Source organism: Reyranella sp. (genome assembly GCF_050185545.1).
Taxonomy (GTDB): Bacteria; Pseudomonadota; Alphaproteobacteria; order Reyranellales; family Reyranellaceae; genus Reyranella.
Map to the genome: position 1 here is coordinate 1 of NZ_JBFWZI010000073.1, position 23,154 is coordinate 23,154.

23 protein-coding genes are annotated in these 23,154 nt (G+C 66.7%); 10 read left to right on the plus strand and 13 right to left on the minus strand.

The features are described from left to right. The first annotated feature begins 158 nt into the window (after positions 1-158). The 3 genes from AB7O82_RS19630 (at position 159) to AB7O82_RS19640 (ending at position 2,598) form a co-directional block, all read left to right on the plus strand. The gene (locus tag AB7O82_RS19630; protein ID WP_428552770.1) at positions 159-629 is read left to right on the plus strand and encodes an MFS transporter; all 471 of its coding nucleotides are present in this window, start codon (positions 159-161) and stop codon (positions 627-629) included. A gap of 371 nt (positions 630-1,000) precedes the next feature. Beyond that, positions 1,001-1,231, plus strand: a complete 231-nt coding sequence (locus AB7O82_RS19635) for a hypothetical protein (protein ID WP_428552767.1) — start codon at positions 1,001-1,003, stop codon at positions 1,229-1,231. 107 nt (positions 1,232-1,338) lie between these two features. Next, positions 1,339-2,598 carry an MFS transporter gene (locus AB7O82_RS19640; RefSeq protein WP_428552764.1) on the plus strand — a complete coding sequence of 420 codons (1,260 nt, stop codon included), beginning with the start codon at positions 1,339-1,341 and terminating at the stop codon, positions 2,596-2,598. A 189-nt stretch (positions 2,599-2,787) separates the two neighbouring features. Here the strand turns inward: AB7O82_RS19640 and AB7O82_RS19645 are convergent, their stop codons facing one another. The 3 genes from AB7O82_RS19645 to AB7O82_RS19655 all read right to left on the minus strand — a co-directional run bounded on the left by AB7O82_RS19645 (position 2,788) and on the right by AB7O82_RS19655 (position 6,155). Continuing rightward, a complete protein-coding gene (locus tag AB7O82_RS19645) occupies positions 2,788-4,158 on the minus strand; it encodes an ABC transporter substrate-binding protein (protein ID WP_428552761.1) in 1,371 nt (456 codons plus the stop codon). A gap of 127 nt (positions 4,159-4,285) precedes the next feature. Then, entirely contained in the window at positions 4,286-5,092 is an 807-nt protein-coding gene (locus AB7O82_RS19650; RefSeq protein ID WP_428552759.1) for an alpha/beta fold hydrolase, read from the minus strand. 91 nt (positions 5,093-5,183) lie between these two features. After that, positions 5,184-6,155, minus strand: coding sequence for a Bug family tripartite tricarboxylate transporter substrate binding protein (locus AB7O82_RS19655; protein WP_428552756.1), 972 nt, complete (start codon positions 6,153-6,155; stop codon positions 5,184-5,186). 48 nt (positions 6,156-6,203) lie between these two features. Between AB7O82_RS19655 and AB7O82_RS19660 the strand changes: the two genes are divergently transcribed. Then, entirely contained in the window at positions 6,204-7,175 is a 972-nt protein-coding gene (locus tag AB7O82_RS19660; RefSeq protein ID WP_428552753.1) for a Bug family tripartite tricarboxylate transporter substrate binding protein, read from the plus strand. A 296-nt stretch (positions 7,176-7,471) separates the two neighbouring features. On the opposite strand, the gene AB7O82_RS19665 is transcribed toward AB7O82_RS19660, so the two are convergent. From AB7O82_RS19665 to AB7O82_RS19675, 3 genes are all read right to left on the minus strand, one after another. After that, positions 7,472-7,798 carry an NIPSNAP family protein gene (locus AB7O82_RS19665; protein ID WP_428552751.1) on the minus strand — a complete coding sequence of 109 codons (327 nt, stop codon included), beginning with the start codon at positions 7,796-7,798 and terminating at the stop codon, positions 7,472-7,474. A 22-nt stretch (positions 7,799-7,820) separates the two neighbouring features. Next, positions 7,821-8,708, minus strand: coding sequence for an MBL fold metallo-hydrolase (locus AB7O82_RS19670; protein ID WP_428619971.1), 888 nt, complete (start codon positions 8,706-8,708; stop codon positions 7,821-7,823). A 118-nt stretch (positions 8,709-8,826) separates the two neighbouring features. Beyond that, complete coding sequence (locus AB7O82_RS19675) at positions 8,827-9,135, minus strand: hypothetical protein (protein ID WP_428619973.1); 309 nt, start codon at positions 9,133-9,135, stop codon at positions 8,827-8,829. Positions 9,136-9,231: 96 nt separating this feature from the next. Here AB7O82_RS19675 and AB7O82_RS19680 point away from each other — a divergent pair, with 96 nt between their 5' ends. Further along, positions 9,232-10,662, plus strand: coding sequence for an amidase (locus AB7O82_RS19680; protein WP_428619975.1), 1,431 nt, complete (start codon positions 9,232-9,234; stop codon positions 10,660-10,662). A gap of 230 nt (positions 10,663-10,892) precedes the next feature. Here the strand turns inward: AB7O82_RS19680 and AB7O82_RS19685 are convergent, their stop codons facing one another. After that, the gene (locus AB7O82_RS19685) at positions 10,893-11,792 is read right to left on the minus strand and encodes an SDR family NAD(P)-dependent oxidoreductase (protein WP_428555399.1); all 900 of its coding nucleotides are present in this window, start codon (positions 11,790-11,792) and stop codon (positions 10,893-10,895) included. Positions 11,793-11,866: 74 nt separating this feature from the next. Here AB7O82_RS19685 and AB7O82_RS19690 point away from each other — a divergent pair, with 74 nt between their 5' ends. From AB7O82_RS19690 to AB7O82_RS19700, 3 genes are read left to right on the plus strand one after another with little or no spacing between them, the layout of a single operon-like run. Continuing rightward, positions 11,867-13,096 carry a serine hydrolase domain-containing protein gene (locus AB7O82_RS19690; protein WP_428555397.1) on the plus strand — a complete coding sequence of 410 codons (1,230 nt, stop codon included), beginning with the start codon at positions 11,867-11,869 and terminating at the stop codon, positions 13,094-13,096. Between the two features lie 8 nt (positions 13,097-13,104). After that, a complete protein-coding gene (locus AB7O82_RS19695; protein WP_428555394.1) occupies positions 13,105-13,980 on the plus strand; it encodes a TauD/TfdA dioxygenase family protein in 876 nt (291 codons plus the stop codon). Between the two features lie 2 nt (positions 13,981-13,982). After that, the gene (locus AB7O82_RS19700) at positions 13,983-15,380 is read left to right on the plus strand and encodes an MFS transporter (RefSeq protein ID WP_428555392.1); all 1,398 of its coding nucleotides are present in this window, start codon (positions 13,983-13,985) and stop codon (positions 15,378-15,380) included. A 381-nt stretch (positions 15,381-15,761) separates the two neighbouring features. Here the strand turns inward: AB7O82_RS19700 and AB7O82_RS19705 are convergent, their stop codons facing one another. After that, entirely contained in the window at positions 15,762-16,826 is a 1,065-nt protein-coding gene (locus tag AB7O82_RS19705; protein ID WP_428619977.1) for a Rieske 2Fe-2S domain-containing protein, read from the minus strand. A 63-nt stretch (positions 16,827-16,889) separates the two neighbouring features. Continuing rightward, a complete protein-coding gene (locus tag AB7O82_RS19710) occupies positions 16,890-17,849 on the minus strand; it encodes a GlxA family transcriptional regulator (protein ID WP_428548393.1) in 960 nt (319 codons plus the stop codon). A 93-nt stretch (positions 17,850-17,942) separates the two neighbouring features. Here AB7O82_RS19710 and AB7O82_RS19715 point away from each other — a divergent pair, with 93 nt between their 5' ends. Together AB7O82_RS19715 and AB7O82_RS19720 are read left to right on the plus strand one after the other, a co-directional pair. Further along, positions 17,943-18,629, plus strand: a complete 687-nt coding sequence (locus AB7O82_RS19715; protein WP_428548390.1) for a DJ-1/PfpI family protein — start codon at positions 17,943-17,945, stop codon at positions 18,627-18,629. Further along, entirely contained in the window at positions 18,629-18,937 is a 309-nt protein-coding gene (locus AB7O82_RS19720; RefSeq protein WP_428548387.1) for a DUF1272 domain-containing protein, read from the plus strand. Before AB7O82_RS19715 ends, AB7O82_RS19720 begins: the two co-directional genes overlap by 1 nt. A gap of 345 nt (positions 18,938-19,282) precedes the next feature. Here the strand turns inward: AB7O82_RS19720 and AB7O82_RS19725 are convergent, their stop codons facing one another. From AB7O82_RS19725 to AB7O82_RS19740, 4 genes are all read right to left on the minus strand, one after another. Beyond that, a complete protein-coding gene (locus tag AB7O82_RS19725; RefSeq protein ID WP_428548384.1) occupies positions 19,283-19,834 on the minus strand; it encodes a hypothetical protein in 552 nt (183 codons plus the stop codon). Positions 19,835-19,900: 66 nt separating this feature from the next. Beyond that, positions 19,901-21,061, minus strand: coding sequence for an acyl-CoA dehydrogenase family protein (locus AB7O82_RS19730; protein WP_428548381.1), 1,161 nt, complete (start codon positions 21,059-21,061; stop codon positions 19,901-19,903). A gap of 9 nt (positions 21,062-21,070) precedes the next feature. Then, positions 21,071-22,072 (minus strand): ABC transporter substrate-binding protein, encoded by a 1,002-nt coding sequence (locus tag AB7O82_RS19735; RefSeq protein ID WP_428548378.1) that lies wholly within the window; start codon positions 22,070-22,072, stop codon positions 21,071-21,073. Between the two features lie 40 nt (positions 22,073-22,112). Next, positions 22,113-22,892 carry a YdcF family protein gene (locus AB7O82_RS19740; protein ID WP_428619978.1) on the minus strand — a complete coding sequence of 260 codons (780 nt, stop codon included), beginning with the start codon at positions 22,890-22,892 and terminating at the stop codon, positions 22,113-22,115. Between the last annotated feature and the right edge of the window lie 262 nt (positions 22,893-23,154).

The following is a 23,154-nucleotide window of genomic DNA, read 5'->3' on the forward strand; positions in this document are numbered from 1 at the left end:
ACGCTTACCCTTCCTCCAGACCACCGGGACCGATTACCTTTAAGCGTGGCCTCGACTACTTCCTCGCAATCGCTACTGGATGGGAACTCAGAGATGTGTCCACTCCGTAGCAGCTTCGCTGGGGAGGAGAATGACGGCACAAGATCGGAGAGTAGACTTTGGTCGACAAGCGGAGGCCCCTGCCCGGGGCCTGGGGCATCACCGCCCTGGTCTTCCTGTTCATGCTCATCAACTTCGCCGACAAGGCGGTGGTCGGCCTCTGCGCCAAGCCGATGATGGACGAGCTGAAGATGACGACCGAGCAGTTCGGCCTGCTCGGCTCCGCCTTCTTCCTGCTCTTCCCGGTCTCGGCGGTGGTGGTCGGCTTCGTCACCAATCGCATTCAGGCGCGCCACGCGCTGCTCGCCATGGCCGTGCTGTGGTCGCTGATCCAGTTTCCCATGCTGAGCACCGTCGCGTTCGATGTCCCGCTCGCCAGCCGCATCGTGCTCGGCGTAGCCGAGGGGCCGGCCTATGCGGTGGCCATGCATGCCATCGACAAGTGGTATCCCAACGCGCTGCGCGGGCTGCCGACGGCATCGTCGCCCAGGAATCGTCGATCGGCGCAATCGTTGCCGTGCCGATTCTGAACTGGATCATCGTCATCATTCCTGGCACTGGGCCTTCGGCGCACTGGGGATCGCCGGCCTCGCCTGGGCCGTGCTGTGAGCGCTGTTCGGGCGCGAAGGAACCTTGGTCGACGAGTCGCACGGTGAATGGGCGGCGGATGCGGCGAGCCTGCCGGGCGGCGCGATCTCATATCGTCGTCGTCTCCTCTGCCCGAGCATCGTGGCGGTGTGTTGCGTTGGATTCGCCTGCTACTGGGGCCTGTCCCTTGGACTGACCTGGTTCACGTCCTACCTCGTCGACGGTCTTGGATTCAGCCAAACCGTCGGCGGTGACCTTAGCGTGCTGCCGTGGCTCGCCGGCATGGTCGTCGTCCTGGCTGGTGCTCGCCATCGTGAATTCGATCATCATCCTGGGCGGCGTCGGGGCACCTCTGGTCATGGGTGGCGTCGTCCAGACGGCCGCCACGCACCTTGCCGGCTACGATCACGGCTTCGTCATCCTGGGCTGCCTGCTGCTCGTGGGAAGCCTGATCGGCATGATCTTCATCCATCCCGAGGCCGATCGGCAGAAACTCGCCAGACACGCCGTCGCCGCAGGGGCCGTGGAGGCGAGCCGGCTCTGATCGATCCTGTGCTTGCACGATTTCCCGCGCTCCTGTCTCATGGCCCGCAATCGGGGAGCAACGCCCAAGTGACCAGTCAGGATCGGCCCCTCAAGGGGGCCTGGGGCATGACCGCCCTGCTCTTTCTCTTCATGCTGATCAACTTCGCCGACAAGGTCGTGGTCGGGCTCGCCGCCCAGCCGATCATTGCCGATCTGAAGCTCTCCCCCGAGCAGTTCGGCCTGATCGGATCGTCCTTCTTCTTCCTGTTCGCCATCTCGGCGGTGGTGGTGGGCTTCATCACCAATCGCGTGCAGACGCGCTGGACGCTGCTCGTCATGGCGATCATCTGGTCGGTCGCCCAGTTCCCGATGGTGGGCATGGTGAGCCTCGAGGTGCTGATCGCCTGTCGCATCGTCCTGGGTGCCGGCGAAGGGCCCGCCGGCCCGACTGCCACGCACGCGATCTACAAATGGTTTCCCGATTCGCTGCGCGGCATGCCGACCGCCATCATCGCCCAGGGATCGGCGCTCGGCGTGATCGTGGCCGTGCCGGCGCTCAACTACATCATCATCCACTACTCCTGGCACTGGGCATTCGGCGCTCTCGGCATCGTCGGGCTGTTGTGGGCGGTGCTGTGGCTGGTCTTCGGCCGCGAGGGCACCTTGGTCGACCCGCCGGTCGGCGACGGCGCCCGCGGCGGGCTCGAGCACGTGCCCTACCGCTACTTGCTGACCTGCCCCAGCATCATCGCGGTGTGCTGCGCCGGGTTCGCCAGCTACTGGGGCCTGGCCCTCGGCCTCACCTGGTTCACCTCCTACCTGGTCCAGGGGCTCGGCTACAGCCAGGAGGTCGGCGGCAATCTCACCATCCTGCCGTGGATCTTCGGCATGTTCGTCGTGCTGGGCGGCGGCGCCATCTCGCAGCGGCTGAAGAGGAGCGGCGCCTCGAGCCGGGCCAGCCGCGGCATTTTCGCCTCCCTCACCGTGATCCTGGGCGGCTGCCTCCTGCCCTTCGTCGGCAGCATGCCGACGCCCGGACTGAAGCTCGCCACCCTGGTCGTCGGCGCGGCGGTCGGCAGCACGATCTACGTCGTCATCCCGATTATCGTGAGCGAGCTCACGCCGCAGCCGCAACGCGCCGCCATGCTCGCCATCACGACCTCCTTCGTCACCCTGGCCGGCGTGACCGCGCCGCTCGCGATGGGCGCGGTGGTGCAGAGCGCGGTGACGCCGATGCTGGGCTACGAGCGCGGCTACGTAATTCTCGGGTTGCTGCTCCTGGCCGGCGGCCTTGTCGGCCTGCTGTTCATCCGGCCGGAGGCCGACCGGAGGCGGCTGGCGGCACACGCCGTCGCCCTGCCGTCCCTGCAGCCGGCGCGCGCCTGACGAGGGAGAGTGGCGAGCACCATGCGTGATGTCGCCTGTGCAGCTCACAGGGAACGGTCGTAGGCGCTAACCTGACTTTTCCTATCGATATCGCCTCATTGCTGGGAGCGCGCCACTCCGATGGCGCTTATGGGATATGTGATCACCAAGAAGAGCGCCATCGGAGTAGCGCGCTCCCGGCAATGACCTTCAGCCGGCGACCTGCTTTATGCGGGCAATCAGCTCGTCGACCGCGTTGTCGACCGGAACCTTCTCGTTGACCACGCGGTTCATCGCCTTCGCCCACACGTTCTCGCTGTTGAGAATCGTGAACCGGTAGTTCCTGGTGAACTCGAAGGGCAGCGTGCCGACCTTGAACTGCTCGTAGACCGCCTTGCGATGCTTGTCGGCCTGCCAGAATGGGCTCTCCTGGCCGGCCTTGCTCACCGGGAACCAGCGGCCCAGCCCACCCTCGATGTAGGGACGGAGGTTCTTCTCCTCGAGCATGAACCCGAGAAACTCGCGCGCCCGCGCCTTGTTTCTCGAACCTTCGAAGATCACGCCGACCTTCACCGTGGTTCGCTGGACCATCGGCGAGCCGTCGGGCTTCCGAGGGAAGCCCGCGGTGGCGATCAGCTCGTCGTAGGCCTTGCGGCCGGCAGCGCGCTGCTCGCCGGTCAGGGCCGGGTTGTTGGCGTCGTCGAGCCACTTGGCGGCGATCGAAATCGTGTAGTTGTGCGTCATCACGGTCGTGCGCTTGTGAAAAGCGGCGTTGTTGTCGGGATCCCTCCACGTCGTCGATGACGGCGGCGAACAACCCTTCGCGTAAATGTCGGTATAGTCCTTGAGCGCGGCGATGAGCCCTTCGCGCACCTTCGGATCGTCGACCAGCAGCTTGCCCGACTCGTCGACCAGCCTGACGTTGTAGGCGTCGACCCAGCTCAGGAACGACAGGAACGAGTCGGTCGATTCGACGCCCATCGGGTGCCCGATGCCGTAGACACGCTGGCCGGTCGCCTTGCGGATCGCCGGCTGCACCTTGTCGCACCAGAAGGACCAGTACTCCTTCCACGTGCCGGGAATGTCGTTCTCCTTGAACCCCGCGCGGCCCAGCATGTCCTTCCAGTACTGGATGTGCTGGGTCTGCTGCTTGAGCGCGAAGCCGTAGTAGGCCCTCTTCTTCGCTTTGTCATTGTACAGGTAGGCGGTCTCGATGGTGACCGGCGCGAAGCGATCCTTGATCGGGCCGATGACATCCGAGATGTCCTCGAGCTTGCCATCGAACGCCCACCTGCCCGCGGTCTGCACGTCGTACGTGTCGGAATAGGCGATGTCCGGCGGCGTACCGGCATCGAGCGCGGCTTCCGACCTCGAGTTCATGTCCTGGATGGCGTGCTGCGTCAGCTCGACCTTCACCCCGGTCCGGGCTTCGTACCTCTTGATGGCGGCATGAAGCGCGTCGTCCTCGGACTTGTAGAAGCCCTTCACCCACCAGACCGTGAGCGTCTCCTGGGCAAGGCTCGGCATGCCGGACAGGGCAATCGCCGATGCCGCAACGGCAGCCAATATGCGGCGTCTCATCGTTCCCTCTTGGAAAGAGGCCATTCTCCTACGAAAATCGCGGTGGGTACCGCCCCGACTTTCTCAGCGTCGTGGTGCGCGCCGGGCGTGCTGGATGTCTCCCCGGGACTTCAGGCGCGCACGGATATCAGCCGCCCCCGCGGGAGTCGAGGAAAGTCCGCAGCAGACTCGCGCACTGCGCCGCGTGCGAATAAGTCAGTCCGTGGCGGGCATGGCCGATCACGTTGAGCTCGGCGTCGGGCAGCAACCGGTGCAACTCCGCCATGACCGGCACGGGGATGAACGGGCTGCCGTCTGGGTGCAGCAGAAGCGTCGGGCAACGGATGTGCTCGAGGCGTGTCGATAGATCGGTGCCGACCAGTAGCGCGAGGGCATTGAGGATCGACTCGCGCGGCCATTTCTCCTGCTGGCGCGCAAACCAAGCGAGCCGCTCGGGCGACAGCGCGCCGTCATGGAAGCGCCCGGGCAGGAAAGCATCGGACCAGGCTTTCACGCCACCGCCGTCGAGCTGGCTCCGCCACGCCTCGACGCTGCGGATGGATGCACCGAGATGGGCGCCGTTGCTGACGGTGAGGGTGACGATGCGGTCCGGCCGGGCGATCGCGGCAGCCAGCGCGATCGTGCCGCCGATCGATTCGCCGACGAGATGGAACCGCTGCAATCCCGCCGCGTCGGCGACGGCGAACACATCGTCGACCAGGAGATCGAGCGACCAGGCGAAGTCGGGCTCGGGAATATGCGATCGCCCGCAACCGCGCATGTCGAAGGTGACCAGGCGATAGGCATCGCCCAGCGCCGGCACCCAACCCGCCCACAGGGCGGCACTGGCGCCGATCCCGTGATGGAACAGGATCGCCGGGCGCGACTCGCGCCACGGCGCGACGTGATCGACGACGTCGTAATGAAGGGAACCGTGCCTGGTTGAAGCGAGCATCCGACTGTGCTCTTCCGGACCGCGGGCATCTCGCCCGCTCATGACCCATGAGAAGAGAAGAGCGGGCGGGACGCCCGCGGTCCGGAAGACTCTAATCCGCGCGCATGCCGGCGGACTGGATGACGTCGGCCCACTTCTTGCGATCCGCCACGATCATCGCCTTGAGGTCGGCCGGCGTGCCGATCAGCACCTCCATGCCGTTATCGGTGTAGCGCTTCTGCAGGTCCGACTTGGCGCTCGCCACGCGCAGCGCCTTGTTCCACAGCTCGCCGAGATCGGCCGGCAGGGCGCGCGGGCCGAACACGGCGAACCAGTTCACAACCTCGTAGCCCGGCAGCCATTGCGAGATCAGCGGCAGGTTGGGGAACTTCGGCGCCGCCTTGGGCCCGCCGAAAGCGATGGGTATCAGCCCGCCGCCGCCGATCTGCCCCAGGAACTCAGGCATGTTGCCGAACATCACGTCGCAATTGCCGGCGACGATGTCCTGGATGGCCGGCGCGCCGCCGCGATAGGGCACGTGGAGGAGATTGACGCCGGCCAGCTTCTTGAACAGCTCGCCCGCGAGGTGCTGCGACGTGCCGTTTCCGGCCGATGCGTAAGTGATCTTGCCGGGGTTCTTCTTTGCCTGCTCGATCAGCTCGGGCACGGTGCGGAACGGCACGTGCTTGCCGTACACCAGGATGTTGGGAACATTGGCGACGCTGGCGATCGGCGTCAGGTCGGTGTCGACATTGATCGGCAACTTCTGGCCCGGCATCACCGGCGCCACGCACATCGCCGCCATCGCGGCCAACCCGATGGTCCGCCCATCCGGCGTGGCATTGGCGACGGTCTCGTTGGCGATGAAGCCCGACGCGCCCGACTTGCTCTCGACGATGACGTTGTGGCCGATCTCCGATTTGACGGCCTCGGCCAGAAGGCGGCACAGCAGGTCGGCATTGCCGCCCGGCGGAAAGCCGCAGAAGAACCGGACATCGCCGCTGACCTTCTGCGCCAGAACCTGCGGAGCCGACAACAGGCCGGCGGCCGCGACGCTACCACTCATGAACTTTCTACGCTGCATTCGATTGCCTCCGTGAGCACGCGGAGCATAGCATGCTCCGATATGCCCATGCTCACCCGTCGTGGCCTGGCGGCCGGCCTCACCGCCCTTCCCTTCGTCAACACTCGCGCGCAGGAAGTGGATTTTCCTGATCGCCCCTTGCGCCTCGTCGTCGGCTTTCCGCCTGGCGGCCCGAACGATCTTCTGGCGCGGGTCCTGGCCCCGGGCATCGGCGAGCGGCTGAAGCGCTCTGTGGTGGTCGAGAACCGGGCGGGCGCCAACGGCGAGATCGCCGCCGCCTCGGTTGCCAAGGCGCCAGCCGACGGCAGCGTGTTCATGCTGGCGTCGAACGGCTCGACGACGGTCGCCGCCGCGCTCAACCGCAACCTGCCCTACGATGTACGGACGGATTTTGCCGCGGTGGCGCCGGTCGGCATCAACCCGATGCTGCTGGTCGTGCGCAACGACCTGCCGGCCAAGGACATCGCCGGGCTGCTCGCCCTGGCGCGCGCCCAGCCGGGCAAGCTCAACGGCGCCTCGGCTGGCGCCGGCGGCGCCACCCATCTCGCGCTCGAGCTGTTCAAGGCGCTGGGCAAGGTCGACATCGTGCACGTCCCCTACAAGGGCGGCGGGCCGGCGATGGCCGACCTGATGGCCGGCCTGGTCGACCTGTATTTCGGCGGCCTGTCGACGGCGCTGCCGCACGTCAAGGCAGGCAAGATGCGGGCGCTCGGCCAGACCTCGACGATGCGCTCGAGGGCGGCCATGGACATTCCGACCATCGCCGAGGCCGGCCTGCCCGGCTACGAGGCGGCAATCTCCTACGGCATCTTCCTGCCGGTGGCGTCCTCGCCGGCCCTGGTCAACCGCCTGCATGCCGCGATCGACGGCACGATCCGTTCGCCCGACGTAGCGAGAAAGTTCACCGAGCTCGGCGCCGACCCGCAGTTCGGGACGCCGGCCGAGTTCGCGGCCTACGTCGCCGCCGACCTCGCGAAGTGGGCGGCACTCGCCAGGCAGGCAGGCCTCAAGGTCGACTAACTGTGGCGTCGTCTGGGCATTCGCGAATGGTAAAGATGCCGTCGGCTCAACCGAAGCCGAGCGAAGCGAGGCGCAGTGGAGGGACCTTATCTCGTTGCAGCATCTACAAGAAAGGTCCCTCGACTGCGCCGCCGATGGCGCTGTAAACAGTGCCGAATCGGGCGGCTCCGCTCGGGATGACGGTATTTTGCCATAGACGAGCACCCCGGCCGCGCCGACTATGGCTGCTGCCAGGTACATGACCGGTCAGCCCATTCAACCGGCCCGCCAGGTCCTCCGATCTGAAGTGCTTCGGGCTACTTGACCGACGAGAAGGCGGTCGGCGCCAGGAACTGGTTCGAGACGTTGGCCACGATGGCACCGTCCTTCTCGGTCTCGGCACGCTTGGCCAGCCATTCGGGATCGGCGGCGAAGGCGTTCCACTTCTTCTCGCGGTCGGCGAGAGATTCCCAGGCCAGCAGGTAGTAGAGTTCCTGGTTGGACTCGCCCACCAGCGTGGTCCAGAAGCCGGCCTGCTTGATGCCATGGCGCTCCCAGATCTTGAGCGTGATCGTGTTGAAGCGGTTGAGCAGCGCCGGCAGACGGCCGGGCACGCACTTGTAGACACGCAGCTCGTAGATCATTTTCCCCTCCGGTTTTCAGGAACTAGAATCCGCCGTCGAAGCGCGGCACGAAGCCGTCACCCTTGTGGTCGACGTGGCAGGTGAACGGCGCGCCGAAATGGCAGGGCATCAGGCGGGCTCCGGTTCCGGCGCAATGCTCGAGAGCCTCGCGCCGGCTCTTGCGCGCGCCGACGGCCTCGGCACAGGCGAAGCTGTTCCATTCCGGATGATAGACCTGCAGGGCATGGTGCAGGATGTCACCGCTGAACAGAGCTTTCTCGCCGCGCGATTCGAGCTTGATGGCGATGGTCCCGGGCGTGTGGCCGGGCGCCGGGGTGATCTCCATGTTCTCGTCGAGCCGCGCCGCACCATCGACCATCTGGGTGAGCCCGGCCTCGACGACCGGCAGCACCGAATCGCGGAATGAGCCGGCGTTGGCCGGCGCGGTCTTCGGATCGCTGTCGACCTTCAGGTAGTGATCGTAGTCGGTGCGGCTGAACACATACCTGGCGTTCCTGAAGGTCGGCACCCACTTGCCATTCTCGAGCCGGGTGTTCCAGCCGACGTGGTCGACATGCAAGTGCGTGCACATCACCATGTCGACCTGGTCGGGCTCGACACCGGCCTCCTTCAGCCGCTCGAGATACTTGCTCTCCATCAGGTGCCATTTGGGCCGATGGGGGCGCGACTTGTGATTGCCGACGCAGGTGTCGATCAGGATCCGCTTGCCGCCGATCGTCAGCAGCCAGCTGTGCACGCTGAGCTTCAGGGAATTCGAGGCTTCCTCGTAATGGGCCGGCATCAGCCAGTCGCGATGGCGCTGCACCACCTCCGGCTTCCAGTCCGGGAAGAACATCTTGGCGTCGAAGTTCGGCTCGTAGGACTCTTCAACGCGCCGCACCGTGGCGGCTCCCACCTTCACCTCGACCATGACTTCCTCCCGATCGCCGGCAGATTAGCCTTGGCCGGCGGCCGGCGGGAAGTCCGTCGTTTCGCTCAGACGCATGTCCGCGTTGGTGGAACCGCAAGCGGCCCCATTCGCCGCGCCTCTAGAACGGCAGGCGGCGCGCCTCGAGACGCTCGAGATGGCGATGCGCGAACACCGCGACGATCGCCGAGGCGATCGGCATCAGCGGCAGCAAGACGATGAAATGAATGCCGAGCTGGCGCGGATCGAACGTGTCGGGCACCAGCATGCCGACGGCGACCGTCACGATGAAGAACATGACCGCGAAGACCAGCCCGCTCGCGCCGCCCATCATCGCCGCGACGGTCGCGTTGGTGGCAATGTGAAAGCCGATGTAATAGCTCAAAGAGAATGCGGCGGCACAAGCGACCAACGCCGTAATGCTCTCCATCGAACGCCTCCAATACGCTCTCGACTCGGAAGAATAATGAATTGAAACTGTTTCACTGTGGCGTAGATCACGCAGCCCTGAAATCAACAAAAACGCATGACTCAACGAGACTTTACCTGGCTTTCCGCAGTCGAACTCCAAATACTTTACGCCCGTGGAGAAGCCTCCCCGGTCGAAGTTCTCGAAACATTCCTGGCACGGGCACGCGCCCTGCAGCCCCATCTCAATGCGCTTGTCCTGGTCGACGAGGCGGCCGCGCGAGCTGCCGCCAGGGCATCGGAAGCGCGCTGGCGGAGCGGCACCCCGCTGTCGATCTTCGATGGCGTCCCGACCACCATCAAGGACACGACGCCGGTCAAGGGCTGGCCGACCCGCAACGGTTCGCACGCCACCGACGAAACGCCGGCGGCGGAAAGCGCCCCGGTCGTCGACCGGCTGCAACGCGCCGGCATGGTCGTACTCGGCAAGTCGACGACCCCGGAATTCGGCTGGAAGGCGCTCACCGACTCGCCCCTGCAGGGCACGACCCGCAGCCCGTGGAACCTCAAGCACACGCCCGGCGGCTCGTCGGGCGGCGCCTCGGCGCTCACCGCAGCGGGCATCAACCCGTTCAATCACGGCAATGACGGCGGCGGTTCGATCCGCATTCCCGCGGCCCATACCGGGCTGGTCGGCCTGAAGCCGTCCTTCGGCCGCATCCCGCAGCATCCGGCCGATGCGCCCTTCGCCGACGTCGTCTCCCAGGGTGTGCTGGCGCGCAGCGTTCTCGATTCCGCACTCGCCCTCAATCTGCTGGCCGGCCCCGACCCGCGCGACTGGCGTTCGCTGCCGGCCGACCCGCGCGACTATTCGATCGGATTGGAAGACGGCGTGCGCGGGTTGAAGCTCGGCCTCAGCCTCGATCTCGGCCAAGTCGAAGCCGATCCCGAGGTCCGCGCGCTGGCCGCCGCCGCGGCACGGCGGTTCGAGCAACTGGGCGCCGTGGTCGAGGACGTCGGCCCGTTGATCGACCCGCTACGCCAGTCATTCGAACCGTTGTGGATCGGCAGCTTCGCGACGCGCCTGCGCCTGATCCCGACGCAGCTTCACGACAAGCTCGACCCCGGCTTCCGCGCCGCCGCCGAGAAGGGCCTGGCGATCACGCTTGCCGACTACGCCAGAGCCTACGAGGCCAGGAGCAAGCTCGCCCGCGACATGGCGCTGTGGCACCAGAAGTATGACCTGCTGCTGGCGCCGGTGACCCCGACCGCTGCGCCGCAGGTCGACACGCTCTACAACTCTGAGGCGTTCCCGCGCTGGACCAAAGGCGCGCCCTACACGCTGCCCTTCAACCTGACCGGCCAGCCGGCGGCGTCGATGCCGGCCGGCCTCACCGCCGCCGGCCTGCCGGTCGGCTTGCAGATTGTCGGCCCCGCCCGCGCCGATGCCCTCGTGCTGCGCGCGATGCGCGCCTATGAAAGCGCGTCGGGATGGACGTGGCCGCAGGCGAAGGTGGTGGAGACGCTGGGGCGGTTGAGTGTGACCTAGGCACCGTGCTCATGATCATGCGCTGGGAGCGCGCCACTCCTGTGGCGCTCATGACTCTTCCTTGGACCGCGGGCATCTAGCCCGCTCATGGCTCATGAGAAGAGCGGGCGAGACGCCCGCGGTCCAAATGAACAGCATGAGCGCCACAGGAGTGGCGCGCTCCCGGCAATGACCCCTCCGTCGGCATAAGACGCCTCCTCCCCGGCGAAGCTGGGGAGGAGGACCCGAGCTCAATCCAGATCCATGCCGTCCATGCCGGCGTTCTTGCGCGCCTTGCGCGCGAGCTCGGTCAGCACCTTGCCGGCCTGGTGGGGATCCATGACCTGCTCGGCGGTCGGCCCCTTGTGCCAGCCCTCCGCGACGGCGAACTGGCCATTGCCGGCCTGGAACACGCGTCCGGTGATCTCGCGGCTGTCCTCGCTCACCAGCCAGGTCGCCACCGGGGCGATCCAGCGCGGATCGCGACGCTTCTTGTCCTCCTCGCTGTACTCGCGCAGATCCTCGGTCATGCGCGTGAAGGCCGACGGCGAGATCGAGTTCACCGTAATGCCGTAGCGACCGAGCTCGCGCGCGGCGATGATCGTGAACGCGGCAATGGCAGCTTTCGCCGCGCCGTAGTTGGTCTGACCGATGTTGCCGTAGATTCCCGACACCGAGGTCGTCGTGACGATGCGCGCATCGACCGGGCCGCCCTTCACCTTGGCCTGGTCGCGCCAGTAGGCGGCGGCGTGGCGCGCCGGCGCGAAGGTGCCCTTGAGATGCACCTTGATGACGGCATCCCATTCGTCCTCGGTCATGTTGACCAGCATGCGATCGCGCAGGATGCCGGCATTGAGCACCACGGCATCGAGCTTGCCGAAAGCCGAGATCGCCTGGTCGATCATGCGCTTGGCGCCGTTCCAGTCCGACACGTCGTCGCCGTTGGCTACGGCCTCACCGCCCTTGGCCTTGATCTCGTTGACGACTTGCTGGGCGGGGCCGACATCGTGGCCCTTGCCGGCCCGATCGCCGCCCAGATCGTTCACCACGACCTTGGCGCCGTGCTCCGCCAGCATCAGGCAATGCTCGCGGCCGACCCCGCGTGCGCCGCCGGTCACGATCGCCACTCTGCCTTCGCACAATCTTGCCATTGCTCCCTCCCGTTTCTGGTGTGTCTGGCCGTGTCGTCCTGGGCTAGTCTAGCGGCACACCCGGGAGGATCGCCATGGACACTCTGCCGCTCGTTGCCCCTGAACAGGTCGGCCTTTCCGCAACGCGGCTCGATCGCGTGCGCAAATGGATGCATCGCTGGGTCGACAGCGGCCGCCTTGCCGGCATGGTGACAGTCGTCATGCGTCGCGGCGAGCTCGCCTTCGCCGAGACGGTCGGCAAGGCCGACATCGAGCGCAACCGGCCGATGCGGCCGGACACGATCTTCCGCTTCTACTCGATGACCAAGCCGCTCACCTCGACGGCGATCATGATGCTCTACGAGGAGGGCCACTTTCAGCTCGACGATCCGATCTCGAGATTCATCCCGGCGTTCGCCAATCCGCGGGTCTATGCCGGCGGCAGCCGCGGCAAGATCGACTCGGTCCCGGCCGAGCGCGAGATCACTTTTCGCGATCTGCTGACCCACACTTCAGGCCTGACCTACGGCTTCATGGAGAGCAACCCGGTCGATGCGCTCTACCGGTCCAAGACCAGCGGCGTCGACTTCCAGACCGCCGATACCAGCCTGAAGGATCTCGTCGAGCGGCTCGGGACCTTCCCGCTGATCGCCCAGCCCGGCAAGGCGTGGAACTACAGCGTCGCCACCGACGTGCTGGGCTACCTTGTCGAGGCCATCTCCGGCCAGCCCTTCCAGACCTACCTCAAGGAGAAGGTGCTGGCGCCGCTCGGCATGGTCGACACCGACTTCCACGTGCCGGCCGACAAGCACGAGCGCTTCGCCGCCAACTACCAGGCCGGCGCCGGCGGCAAGCTCGAGCTGATCGACGATCCGGGCAAGAGCAAGTACCTGGCGCCGCGCCGCGTCAACTCGGGCGGTGGCGGACTGGTGTCAACGGCGTCCGACTACCTGCGCTTCTGCAAGATGATGCTGAACAAGGGCGAGCTCGACGGCGTGCGCCTGCTCGGCCGCAAGACGGTCGAGCTCATGACCATGAACCATCTCAAGGGCGACATGGCCGACATGGGCATGCCGCGCTTCTCCGAGTCGACCTACTACGGCGTGGGCTTCGGCCTCGGCTTCTCGGTGATGATCGATCCCGCCAAGGCGCACATCCTGGGAACACCCGGCGAGTACGCCTGGGGTGGCGCCGCCTCGACGGCCTTCTGGTGCGACCCCAAGGAGGACATGGCGGTGATCCTGCTGACCCAGCTCATGCCGTCCTCGACCTATCCGATCCGCCGCGAGCTGCGCGTGCTCACCTACCAGGCGATCGTCGACTGAGGCCTGCCATGCGCAACACCGGCCCCATCAAGGTCACCAGGCTGCATCCGCTGTTCGGGGCCGAGATCACCGGCATCGACATCACGCGGCCGCTGTCGGCGCGCGAATTCGGGCCGATCCGCGCCGCGTTCGAGGAGCACTCCGTCCTGCTGTTCCGCGACCAGCCGATGGATGACGAGAAGCAGATCGCGTTCAGCGAGAACTTCGGACCGCTGGAGACGACCGGCAGCGCCAATCCGGCTGCCGGGACCAAGTTCCAGCGCCAGTCCAATCTCGACATCCTGACCGGCGAGCCGATCCCGCCGGACGACATGCGCATGATCTACCAGAAGGCCAACTACTTCTGGCACTCGGACTCCTCGTTCAAGCGCGTCCCGTCGCTGTGCTCGATCCTCACGGCGCGCATCTGCCCGCCCGAGGGCGGCAACACCGAGTTCCTGTCCATGCGCGCGGCATGGAACGCGCTGCCCCCGGCCTTGCAGGCGACGATCGAGCCGCTGATCGCCGAGCACGCTCTCGAATACTCGCGCAATCGCGTGCAGAAGGGCATCCTGAGCGCCAAGGCGCTGGCCGAGCTGCCGCCGGTCAAGCAGCGGCTGTTCCAGGACAACCCGGTCAACGGCCGCCGCGCGCTCTACATCGGGGCCCACGCCGGCTTCATCGTCGGCTGGCCCAGGGCGACCGGCGAGGCCCTGCTCCACGAGCTCACGCAGCGCGCCGACCAGCCGGAGTTCCGGCTGTCGCATGCCTGGCGCGAGGGCGACGTGATCGTGTGGGACAATCGCGCCGTGCTGCACCGCGCCACCTACTACGACACGGTCAAGTACAAGCGCTTCATGCAGCGCACCACGATCGGCGGAGACGTGATGACGGTGCCTCAATAGGCATGGCCCACGCACCCCGGGCAGCCCCCTCGACGCCCGACGGAATGCCCGCGGGCTGGCCGCGCCGGTTCGCGGTGGCGACGATCACCATCGGGCTGATGATGTCGGTGCTCAGCAACTCGATGACCAACCTGGCGCTGCCCTACATCGCCCAGGATCTCGACATCTCCGCCGAAAGCTCGATCTGGATCGTCAATGCGACCCAGATCGCGCTGATCGTCTCGCTGCTGCCGGTGGCGGCGCTGGCCGACATCGTGGGCTATCGCCACATCTATCGCTTCGGGCTGGTGCTGTTCTCGCTGGCCTCGATCGGCTGCGCCTTCGCGCCATCGCTGTCCTGGCTGCTGCTGGGACGCACGGTCCAGGGCCTGGGCGGGGCCGCCATCATGTCGGTCCAGCCGGCATTGGTGCGGGCGATCTATCCGCGAAGCATGCTGGGCCGCGGCCTGGGCTTCAACACCACCGTGGTCGCCACCTCGCTGGCGGCCGGTCCGTCGATCGGCGCGGCGCTGCTGTCGATCACCTCCTGGCCGATCCTGTTCGCCGCCTACGTGCCGCTCGGCATCGTTTCCTTCCTGCTGTCCGAGCGCTACCTGCCGCACACCACGCATACCCATCGGCCGTTCGACGTGATCTCGGCGGTGCTGTCGGGCGCCACGTTCGGGCTGCTGATCTTCGGCATCGACGGCATGGGACATGGCCATGCGCGCATCGTCATCGTGACGGAGCTGCTGCTGGCTGCGGTGCTCGGCACCCTGTTCGTCTGGCGCCAGAGGAAACTCGCCGACCCGATGATGCCGGTCGAGGTGTTCAAGCGGCCGATCTTCTCGCTGTCGATCTCGGCCGCGACCTGCACCTTCACCGCCCAGGGCCTCGCCTTCGTCAGCCTGCCGTTCTTCTTCCATACCGTGCTGGGAAGAAGCGCCACCGACACCGGCATCCTGCTCACGGCCTGGCCCTTGGCGCTGGCCGGCATCGCACCGCTGGCCGGCCGCCTCGCCGATCGCCATCATCCGGGTCTCCTGGGTGCCATCGGCCTTACCAGCATGACCACCGGCCTGCTGCTGACGGCGCTGCTGCCGACCGATCCGTCGAGCGTCGACATCATGTGGCGCCTGGTGCTGTGCGGCGCCGGCTTCGGCATGTTCTCCGCACCCAACAACCGCCTGATGATGAGCGCCGTGCCACGCGAGCGGAGCGGCAGCGCTGGCGGCATCATCGCCACCGCGCGTACGCTGGGACAGACCATGGGCGCCGCCCTGGTCGCCGTGATGTTTGGCCTGTTCGACTTCTCCAGCGGCGGCAGCGCCGCCGCCGACGCCGCCCGTGCCGCCATCTGGCTGGGTGCCGGCTTCGCCGGCACCGCCCTGGTGATCGGGAGCCTCAGGCTGCGATTGTAAGGGCTTCTGCTGGGAGCGCGCCACTCCGATGGCGCTCATGGGATTTGTGATCGACAAGATGAGCGCCATCGGAGTGGCGCGCTCCCGGCCATGACCGTGACCCCTCCGCCCCGTATGACGGCCACCTGATTACGGGGGAGACCCCCAGGACGTCGGCGCTCACCACGATGCTGAGAAAAAGGCGGCGATGCGCGGAGGAAGCTCATGGCCGGGAGTGCGCCACTACGAGGCGCTCATGCGGACCGCGGGCGTCCCGCCCGCTCATGATTCAAATCATGAGCGGGTGGGACGCCCGCGGTCCAAAAGACCATGAGGCGCCACGGAGTGGGGCGCTCCCGGCGCGCTTCTCATAGGAGGAAAGTAAGAAGTGCCCGCTCCTTGTCACGCCGACTGGCGCAGCGCGTCCGCGGCCGGGCTCGCCTCCTTGTCGATCAGCTCGGCCATCAGCTGCCGGAATTGATTGAGCGGGCCGTCGGCCGAAGTCGCCAGCATGCGCGGCTGCGGCGTGAGATCGATCACGCGCTGCTGCGCCTCGATCATGGCGTTGTCCTCGTTGAAGGCACGGCGGAACAGGTCGATCTGGGCGTCGGCCTGCTGGTCGTTGGCGCGTGCCCGGTCGAGACAGCTCGAGAAGTAGTAGATCGATTCCTTCTCCGCGATCGGCGTGATCGCCTGGCTGGTCAACGAGGTCCAGAACGGCGCATGCGAGTCGTCCGGCGCCTCCATGTTGCAGGCTGCGGCCGTGCCCGGGCGATAGAACTTGCTGGTGAGCAGAAAGACGCCGGGCACCATGTAATCGTAGGACTGCCAGCTGTCGGTACGGGTGCCGGGCGGCTCGCCGATGTAAGGCGCCACCGGATTGTCGACGACCCAACGCGCAATCCGCAGGCCGCGCTCCAGGCGCGTGGCGCGCGGCCGGCTGTTGCCCCACGACATGCTGCCGCGTCCCAGCGTTTTGGCGTGGACATAGCTGAGATGAGAGAGGTCGAGAAGGTTGTCGTTGATCAGCTCGTAGCTCGCCTTGTAGGCGAGCTCGCCGGTGCGCATGATCCAGGCATCGTCATGCCCGAGTGCCGACGGGATCAGCGCCGGATCGGCCAACGCCGGATCGCCCATCCACAGCCAGATCCAGCAATCGCGCTCGACCACCGGATAGGCGCGCACGCCAGCCCGGCCGGGAATGAAGGACTGGCCCGGAATGTCGATGCACTTGCCCGACGGCGCGAACTTGAGCCCGTGATAGAGGCAGCGCAGGTCGTCGCCTTCCAGCCGCCCGCGCGACAGCGGCGCCAGCCGATGGCAGCAGCGATCCTCGAGGGCGACGACCGAGCCATCGGCCTTGCGATAGAACACGATCGGCTCGGCCAGCATGGTGCGCGCGACCAGCGCGTCCCCGGCAAGCTGATGGCTCCAACCCGCCACGTACCAGCAATTGCGCAGGAACATCGCGACCTCCCTTTGGCCGTCTCCGCGACCGAGCCCGAATGCTGTCGACGACTGATTGACTTGTCAACGAGGTTGCTGCCCATGCATCTGGCGGAACAGCGACGGTGCCATGCCGAAGCGCCGCTCGAACGCCTGGCCGAAACGGGCGGGCGACGACAGACCGATCTTGCCGGCTATGGCCTTCAACGGCAGGTCGCCGGCCAGCAGCGTGCGCGCCGCGTCGAGGCGCAGGCTCTCGACGAAGTGCGCCGGCGTCTTGCCGGTCGCCTCGGTGAACTTGCGATAGAAGCTTCGCTCCGACAGGCCGGCGCGCGCCGCCAGCTCGGGCACGTCGAGTCTGCGGTCGAGATGCGCCTGCATCCATTCGATCAGCTCGGCGAACGGCGCTTCGGTGGCCGTCTGCGCCTGCAGCAGTGGGCTGAATTGCGACTGGTAGCCGGGTCGCCTGGCATAGAGCACGAAGTGGCGCGCGATCAGGTTGGCGAGCGCCGGACCGAGATCCGCCTCGACCAGCGCCAGCGCCATGTCGATGCCGGTCGTGACTCCGGCCGAGGTCCACACCTTGCCGTCGACGACGTAAAGAGATTCGGCATCGACCTCGAGGGCCGGAAACCCCTGCGCGAGACGCTCGCAGCTCGCCCAGTGCGTGGCCACCCGGCGGCCGTCGAGCAGGCCCGCCGCCGCCAGGACGAAGGCGCCGGTGCAGACCGAACCGAAACGCCTGGCCGCGGGTGCAGTCTTGCGAAGCCAGCGTCGCAGGTCGTCGCGCGTCATCGCAGCCTTCAGGCCGCGCGAGCCGCCGGCGACCAGCAGTGTATCGGGTTGGCCGCCGATCTTCCGGCTGTCGAGCGCCACGCCGCAGTTCGACCGCACCAGCCCGCCATCCGGCGACACGATGCGCAGATCGTACGCCGGGCGACCGGCGGCCTCGTTGGCGGCGCCGAACACGGCGGCCGGGCCGGTAACGTCGAGCAGCTGGCAGCCCTCGTAGGCGAGGATGTACGTGCGATGCGGTCGGCTCATTGGCAGAAAATAGCTTTTCTTTGTCATTTCTGCCAAGCGGCGCGGGCGCTACATCGACCCCGACAGCGAAACCCAGATCAACCGGAGACGACAATGGCTGCACCAGTCAACATCGGCATCCTGCTCTATCCCAACGTCACCCAGCTCGATGCGACCGGGCCCGCCCAGGTCCTGTCGCGGGTTCCGGGCGCCACCCTGCACATGATCTGGAAAACGCGCGATCCCGTGCCGACCGACGCCGGCTTCTCCATCGTGCCGACCACGACCTTTGCCGACTGCCCGGCGCTCGACGTGATCTGCGTGCCGGGCGGCGGCGGCCAGGTCGAGCTGATGACCGATCCCGAGACGCTCGATTTCCTGCGCAGGCAGGCCGCCGGCGCGCGCTACGTCACCTCGGTGTGCACCGGCTCGCTGGTGCTGGGCGCGGCGGGCCTGCTCAAGGGCTACCGCTCGGCCTGTCACTGGGCGTGGCGCGACATGCTCAAGGATTTCGGTGCCATCCCGGTGGCCGAGCGGGTCGTGCGCGATCGCAATCGCATCTCGGGCGGTGGCGTCACGGCGGGCATCGATTTCGGCCTGACCGTTGCCGCCGAACTCGCCGGCGAGGAGGTCGCCAAGTCGATCCAGCTGGTGCTCGAGTACGACCCGCAGCCGCCGTTCGATTCGGGCAGCCCGGAGAAGGCCGGCGCCGAGCGCGTGGCGCGCCTGCGCGAGCGCCTCGCCCCCTTGCTCACCAGCCGGCGCAAGGCGAACCTCGAGGCCGCCGCCCGGATGCAATGATGCTGGAGCTGCGTCCCGGCTGCGAGCACTGCGCCAAGCCGCTGCCACCCCATTCGCTCGAGGCGCGCATCTGCAGCTACGAGTGCACGTTCTGCGCCGACTGCGTCGACACGGTGCTCGGCAATGTCTGCCCCAACTGCGGCGGCGGGTTTGCCCCGCGGCCGGTGCGGCCGGCGCACAACTGGAGGAACGACAACTACCTCGGCAAGGACCCGGCGGGCACGACGATCAGGCATCGGCCGGTCGATCGCGAAGCACATGTACGCTTCGCCGAGAAGCTGCGGGGGATCCTGCCGCAGGAGAGGTGATACTCCCCCAGCTTCGATGCGACGGAGCGGCCCAATCAAGTCCCTAGTAAGAAACTAGACCACCGGTTTCACGAAACGGCGGGTCGGCCCTTGGGCCGATGGGGACCTCCTATGAAAATCGGGGCGGGTACCGCCCCGATTTTCCCACCATCGTGGTGCGCGCCGCGCGTGCTGGGTGTCTCCCCCGAAATCGGGGGAGGTGGCCCGAAGGGCGCGAGGGGGAGAGCCTCACGCGAGGTTCATGAAGTTCCGACGTCGGAATCTCACTGCTCTCGTCTGAGGCCTCCCCCCTCTGCCCCGTATGACGGGGCACCTCCCCCGACTACGGGGGGAGAAGAATGAGTCTCACCCTGCCGCGCCCGTCGTGGCGCTTTCGATGGTGATGGCCTTGCCGGCGGCGGTATCGAACTTCAGCCGCTGCACATGGTCGAGGTCGCGGCCGGTCACGCGCACGAAGCGGCTGCCTTCGGGATAGTCGATGGCGTGGATGGCACCGACGTCGTAGACGCCGGCCCGGCCGGGCTCCAGCCGGTAGGTCTTGACCTGCTCGAGCCTGGCGTCGCCCGCGCCGTTGCCGCCATCGACTCGCCGATACTCGCTCATGTCGGTGTACTTGATGGCCTGGCCGTACACGGCCCACGAGCTGCCGTGGTCATGCGGCGGGCTCTTGTGCGGCTTGGGATTGCAATGCGCGAGCACCACGAAGCCGAGCTCCTTGTCCTCGTAGAGCTTGCGGGTGCCGGTCGGCGCGGCGGGCCCGACCGCTTCGTCGACGAAGGCCGGGTTGGCCAGCAGCTTCTCCAGGAGAATACGGACCTTCTCGCGTCCCGCCGGTCCGCTGGTCCCGTGCAGGGCGGACTGCGCATCCTTGATGAAGAGGTCGAGCGTGTAAGTCATGCGATCCCTCGTCTTGTCACGCCGATTCCGGCACGGCGAAATGATCCGCCCCGCTCCGCCTCCCTGTCAACGACCGCCCAGCACGCGGCGGGCGATCACCATGCGATGCACCTCGGAAGGACCTTCGTAGACGCGCATGGTGCGCACCTTCTGCGCCAGCCAGCTGAGCGGCAGCTCCTGGGTGACGCCCATGGCACCGAACGCCTGCTGGGCATGGTCGATCACCTCGGTCGCCATCTCGGTGGCGAAGACCTTGATCATCGAGGCCTCCATGCGTACGTCGCGTCCTTCGTCCTGCTTGACCGCGGCGTCCATCACCATGAGCCGGCAGGCATGCAGCTTGGTCGCGGCATCGGCGATCCACCACTGGATGGCCTGTCGGTCGGCGAGCTTCTGGCCGAACGTCACCCGCTGATTGGCATGCTCGACCAGCATGTCGAGCGCACGCTGGGTCATGCCCACGCACCACGATCCCATCTGCAGGCGACGCACCGTGAGGCGCAGTTGCATGGGCGCAAAGCCCGCGCCAATTCGGCCCAGCACCTGCGTGTCGGGGATGCGGCAATCCTCGAACACCACCTCGTAGGTGCGCTGGCCGGCCAGCATGGGGATCGCCCGGGCCACGACCAGGCCCTTGGTGCCCTTGTCGACCAGGAACGCCGTGATGCCGCCGCGCGCGCCGAGATTGGGGTCGGTGACCGCCATGACGATGGTGAAGTCGGCCTTGGCGATGCGGCTGATCCAGATCTTGCGGCCGTTGATCACCCAGTCGTTGCCGTCCTTGACGGCGCGGGTCTTCATGCCGGCCGGATCGCCACCGGCGCCCGGCTCGGAGATGGCGATCGCCGAAGTCGTCTCGCCGGCGGCGTAGGGCTCCAGGTACTTGCGGCGCTGCTCGGGATTGGCGGTCGCCAGCAGCATGTGCAGGTTGGGCGAATCGGGCGGAAAGGTGAACGGCACGGCGGTGTAGCCCAGCTCCTCGTTGACGCCGACCAGCGCCACCGCCGGCAGGTTGGCGCCGCCCACCTCCTCGGGAACGTCGAGCGCCCAAAGCCCGAGCTCCTTGCACTGCTTGAACAGCCGCGCGTTCTCCTCGTCGGAGAGGGCGGCCGGCTGGCCTGAGGCGAAGCGGTCGAGGATATTCTTCTCGAGCGGCATCAACTCGTTGCGCACGAACTTCTTCACGAGGTCGCGCAGCATCTCGTGTTCTTCGCTCAGCTTGTCCATGCCGCTCTCCTATGCCCTTCCGATTCCCTTGTTCACGAATGCGAGCGAGTAGGCGCGAGACACGTCCAGCCCCTTGGGCAGCACCCCGACCTCCGTCATCGACTCGTAGAAACTTTGCCACCGCTGGTCGCTCATGGCGCCAATGCCACCCTGCATGGCGTCGCCCGACAGGACAATACCGCGCTCGTTCAGCACCCTGATGGCGTAGTCGATGCGGTCGTCGGTCTGCTCGGGGTTGTCCCGCTTGATCAGGGCATTCGCCGCCGCGATGGCGGGGCCGCCCTTGAGATATTGCGCCCAACCCTCCAGCGAGGCGTCGACGAAGCGACTCACCAGGTCCTTCTTCTCGCTCGCCATGCGCCGTGAAATCGCGATGGTCGTCTGGTAGGCGCTGAAGCCGGCGTCGGCGATCAGCAGTACTGCCGGGGGCCGGCCGAGCGCCTGCGCGATCGAATAGGGCTCGGACGTCAGGAACCCCTGCTGCACGGCATTCCTGTCGGCCAGGAATGGCGCCATATTGAAATTGTAAGGCCTGACCTGGTCGTCGGAGAGGCCGTACTTCCGGCGAAGATAGGGCCAGAAAGTCACGCGGCTGCCGGCACTGATCAGCAGGGTGCGACCCTTCAGCTTGTCGAAGCTGTCGAAGCCGGTATCGGGATGACCGATCATCACTTGCGGATCCTTCTGGAAGATCGCGGCGATGGTGAAGAACGGAGCGTCCTCGCGCACATAGGTGAAGGCCTCGAAGCTGCTCGACATGGTCATGTCGACCCGGCCGGCGAGCAGGAGCTGGCTGATGTTGAGGCTGGGTCCACCCTGACGCAGGTCGCAGTCTATGCCGGCCCGTCGATAGATGCCGGCGGCGATCGCCTGGTAGTAGCCGCCATGCTCGGCCTGGGCGCGCCAATCGGTCTGAAAGATCACCTTGTCCAGGGTCTGGGCGCGGGGCCGCGTGCCGATCGGCGTCAACAACGGCCCGGCCACGGCAAGGCCCGCCGCGGCGCGGAGCATAGTGCGCCGCTCGAGGCGCCAGGATCGACATGCCATGCCTTTACCCCCCTCTGCGTCGATCCAACAGTAGTGCCAAATACTCACGCAAGGCGACCACCGACCAGCTCAGGGACGCCGGGTTGGGCGCCCAGTTCTCCCACCACGGCCGGGCCGCGGCGGGCAAATGGAAATCGGTCGGAAAGGCCGACGCCTGGAGGCCGAGACGTTGTGCGATCGCCAGCGAGCGGCGCATGTGATAGGCCGACGTCACCAGGGCCACACGCCCGTCTTTCACCATGTCGCGAACGCGCTCGATGTTCTGGATGGTATTGAGCGACTTCTCTTCCGAAACGATCGCGCGGTCCGGCACGCCGAGATCCTTCAGGAAACGACGCATCGCCTCGGCTTCGGTTGTCGCCGGCCCGCCATTGTTCTCGGCCATGAAGCCGCCGCCACTGACGATGATGTAAGGGGCGACACCGCGATGAAACAGTTGCGCGGCGTACCACATGCGATCGGCGCCATCGCCGAGATCCGGTTCGAGGGTGAAGGGCGGAGCCGCCGGAGTGATCCCGCCTCCGAGGACGACGATCGCGTCGTAGCAGCAGGTCGGTGCGCTGGCGCGGGCACGCGCTTCCCTCTCGAGCGACAGGATGAGAGCGTCGCAGACCGGCGGCCAGGAAAGAGCGAGCGTCTCGAGGACGGCCACCGCGGCTGTCACCCAGGCCAGCCTGCGCCAACGCAACAGCGCCAGCATGCCCGCGATGACCAGACCGACCGCCATCGACGCCGGCGGCAACGCCCATTGGGCGAGAACCTTGAGGACCAGGAATGTATCCATGCCGATCTGTGCCGGAGGCCGCTATACAAGCTGGAGCCGCGTCGGGCAAAGAGTACGGGCGCCGATCGCTGCCCGCCTTTCGCCGGACAAAAGAGGAGTGCCGGTCAAAAGAGGGGCGCCGGACGAAAAAAGGACGGCGGACAAAAGAAGAGCGGGCCCGACTTGCGTCCGACCCGCCCGGTCTCCACTCGAAGCGCTTATTCGGTCAGATCGCTTCCTTGAGATCCTTCGCGACCCGGAAGGCGACCTTCTTGGAAGCCTT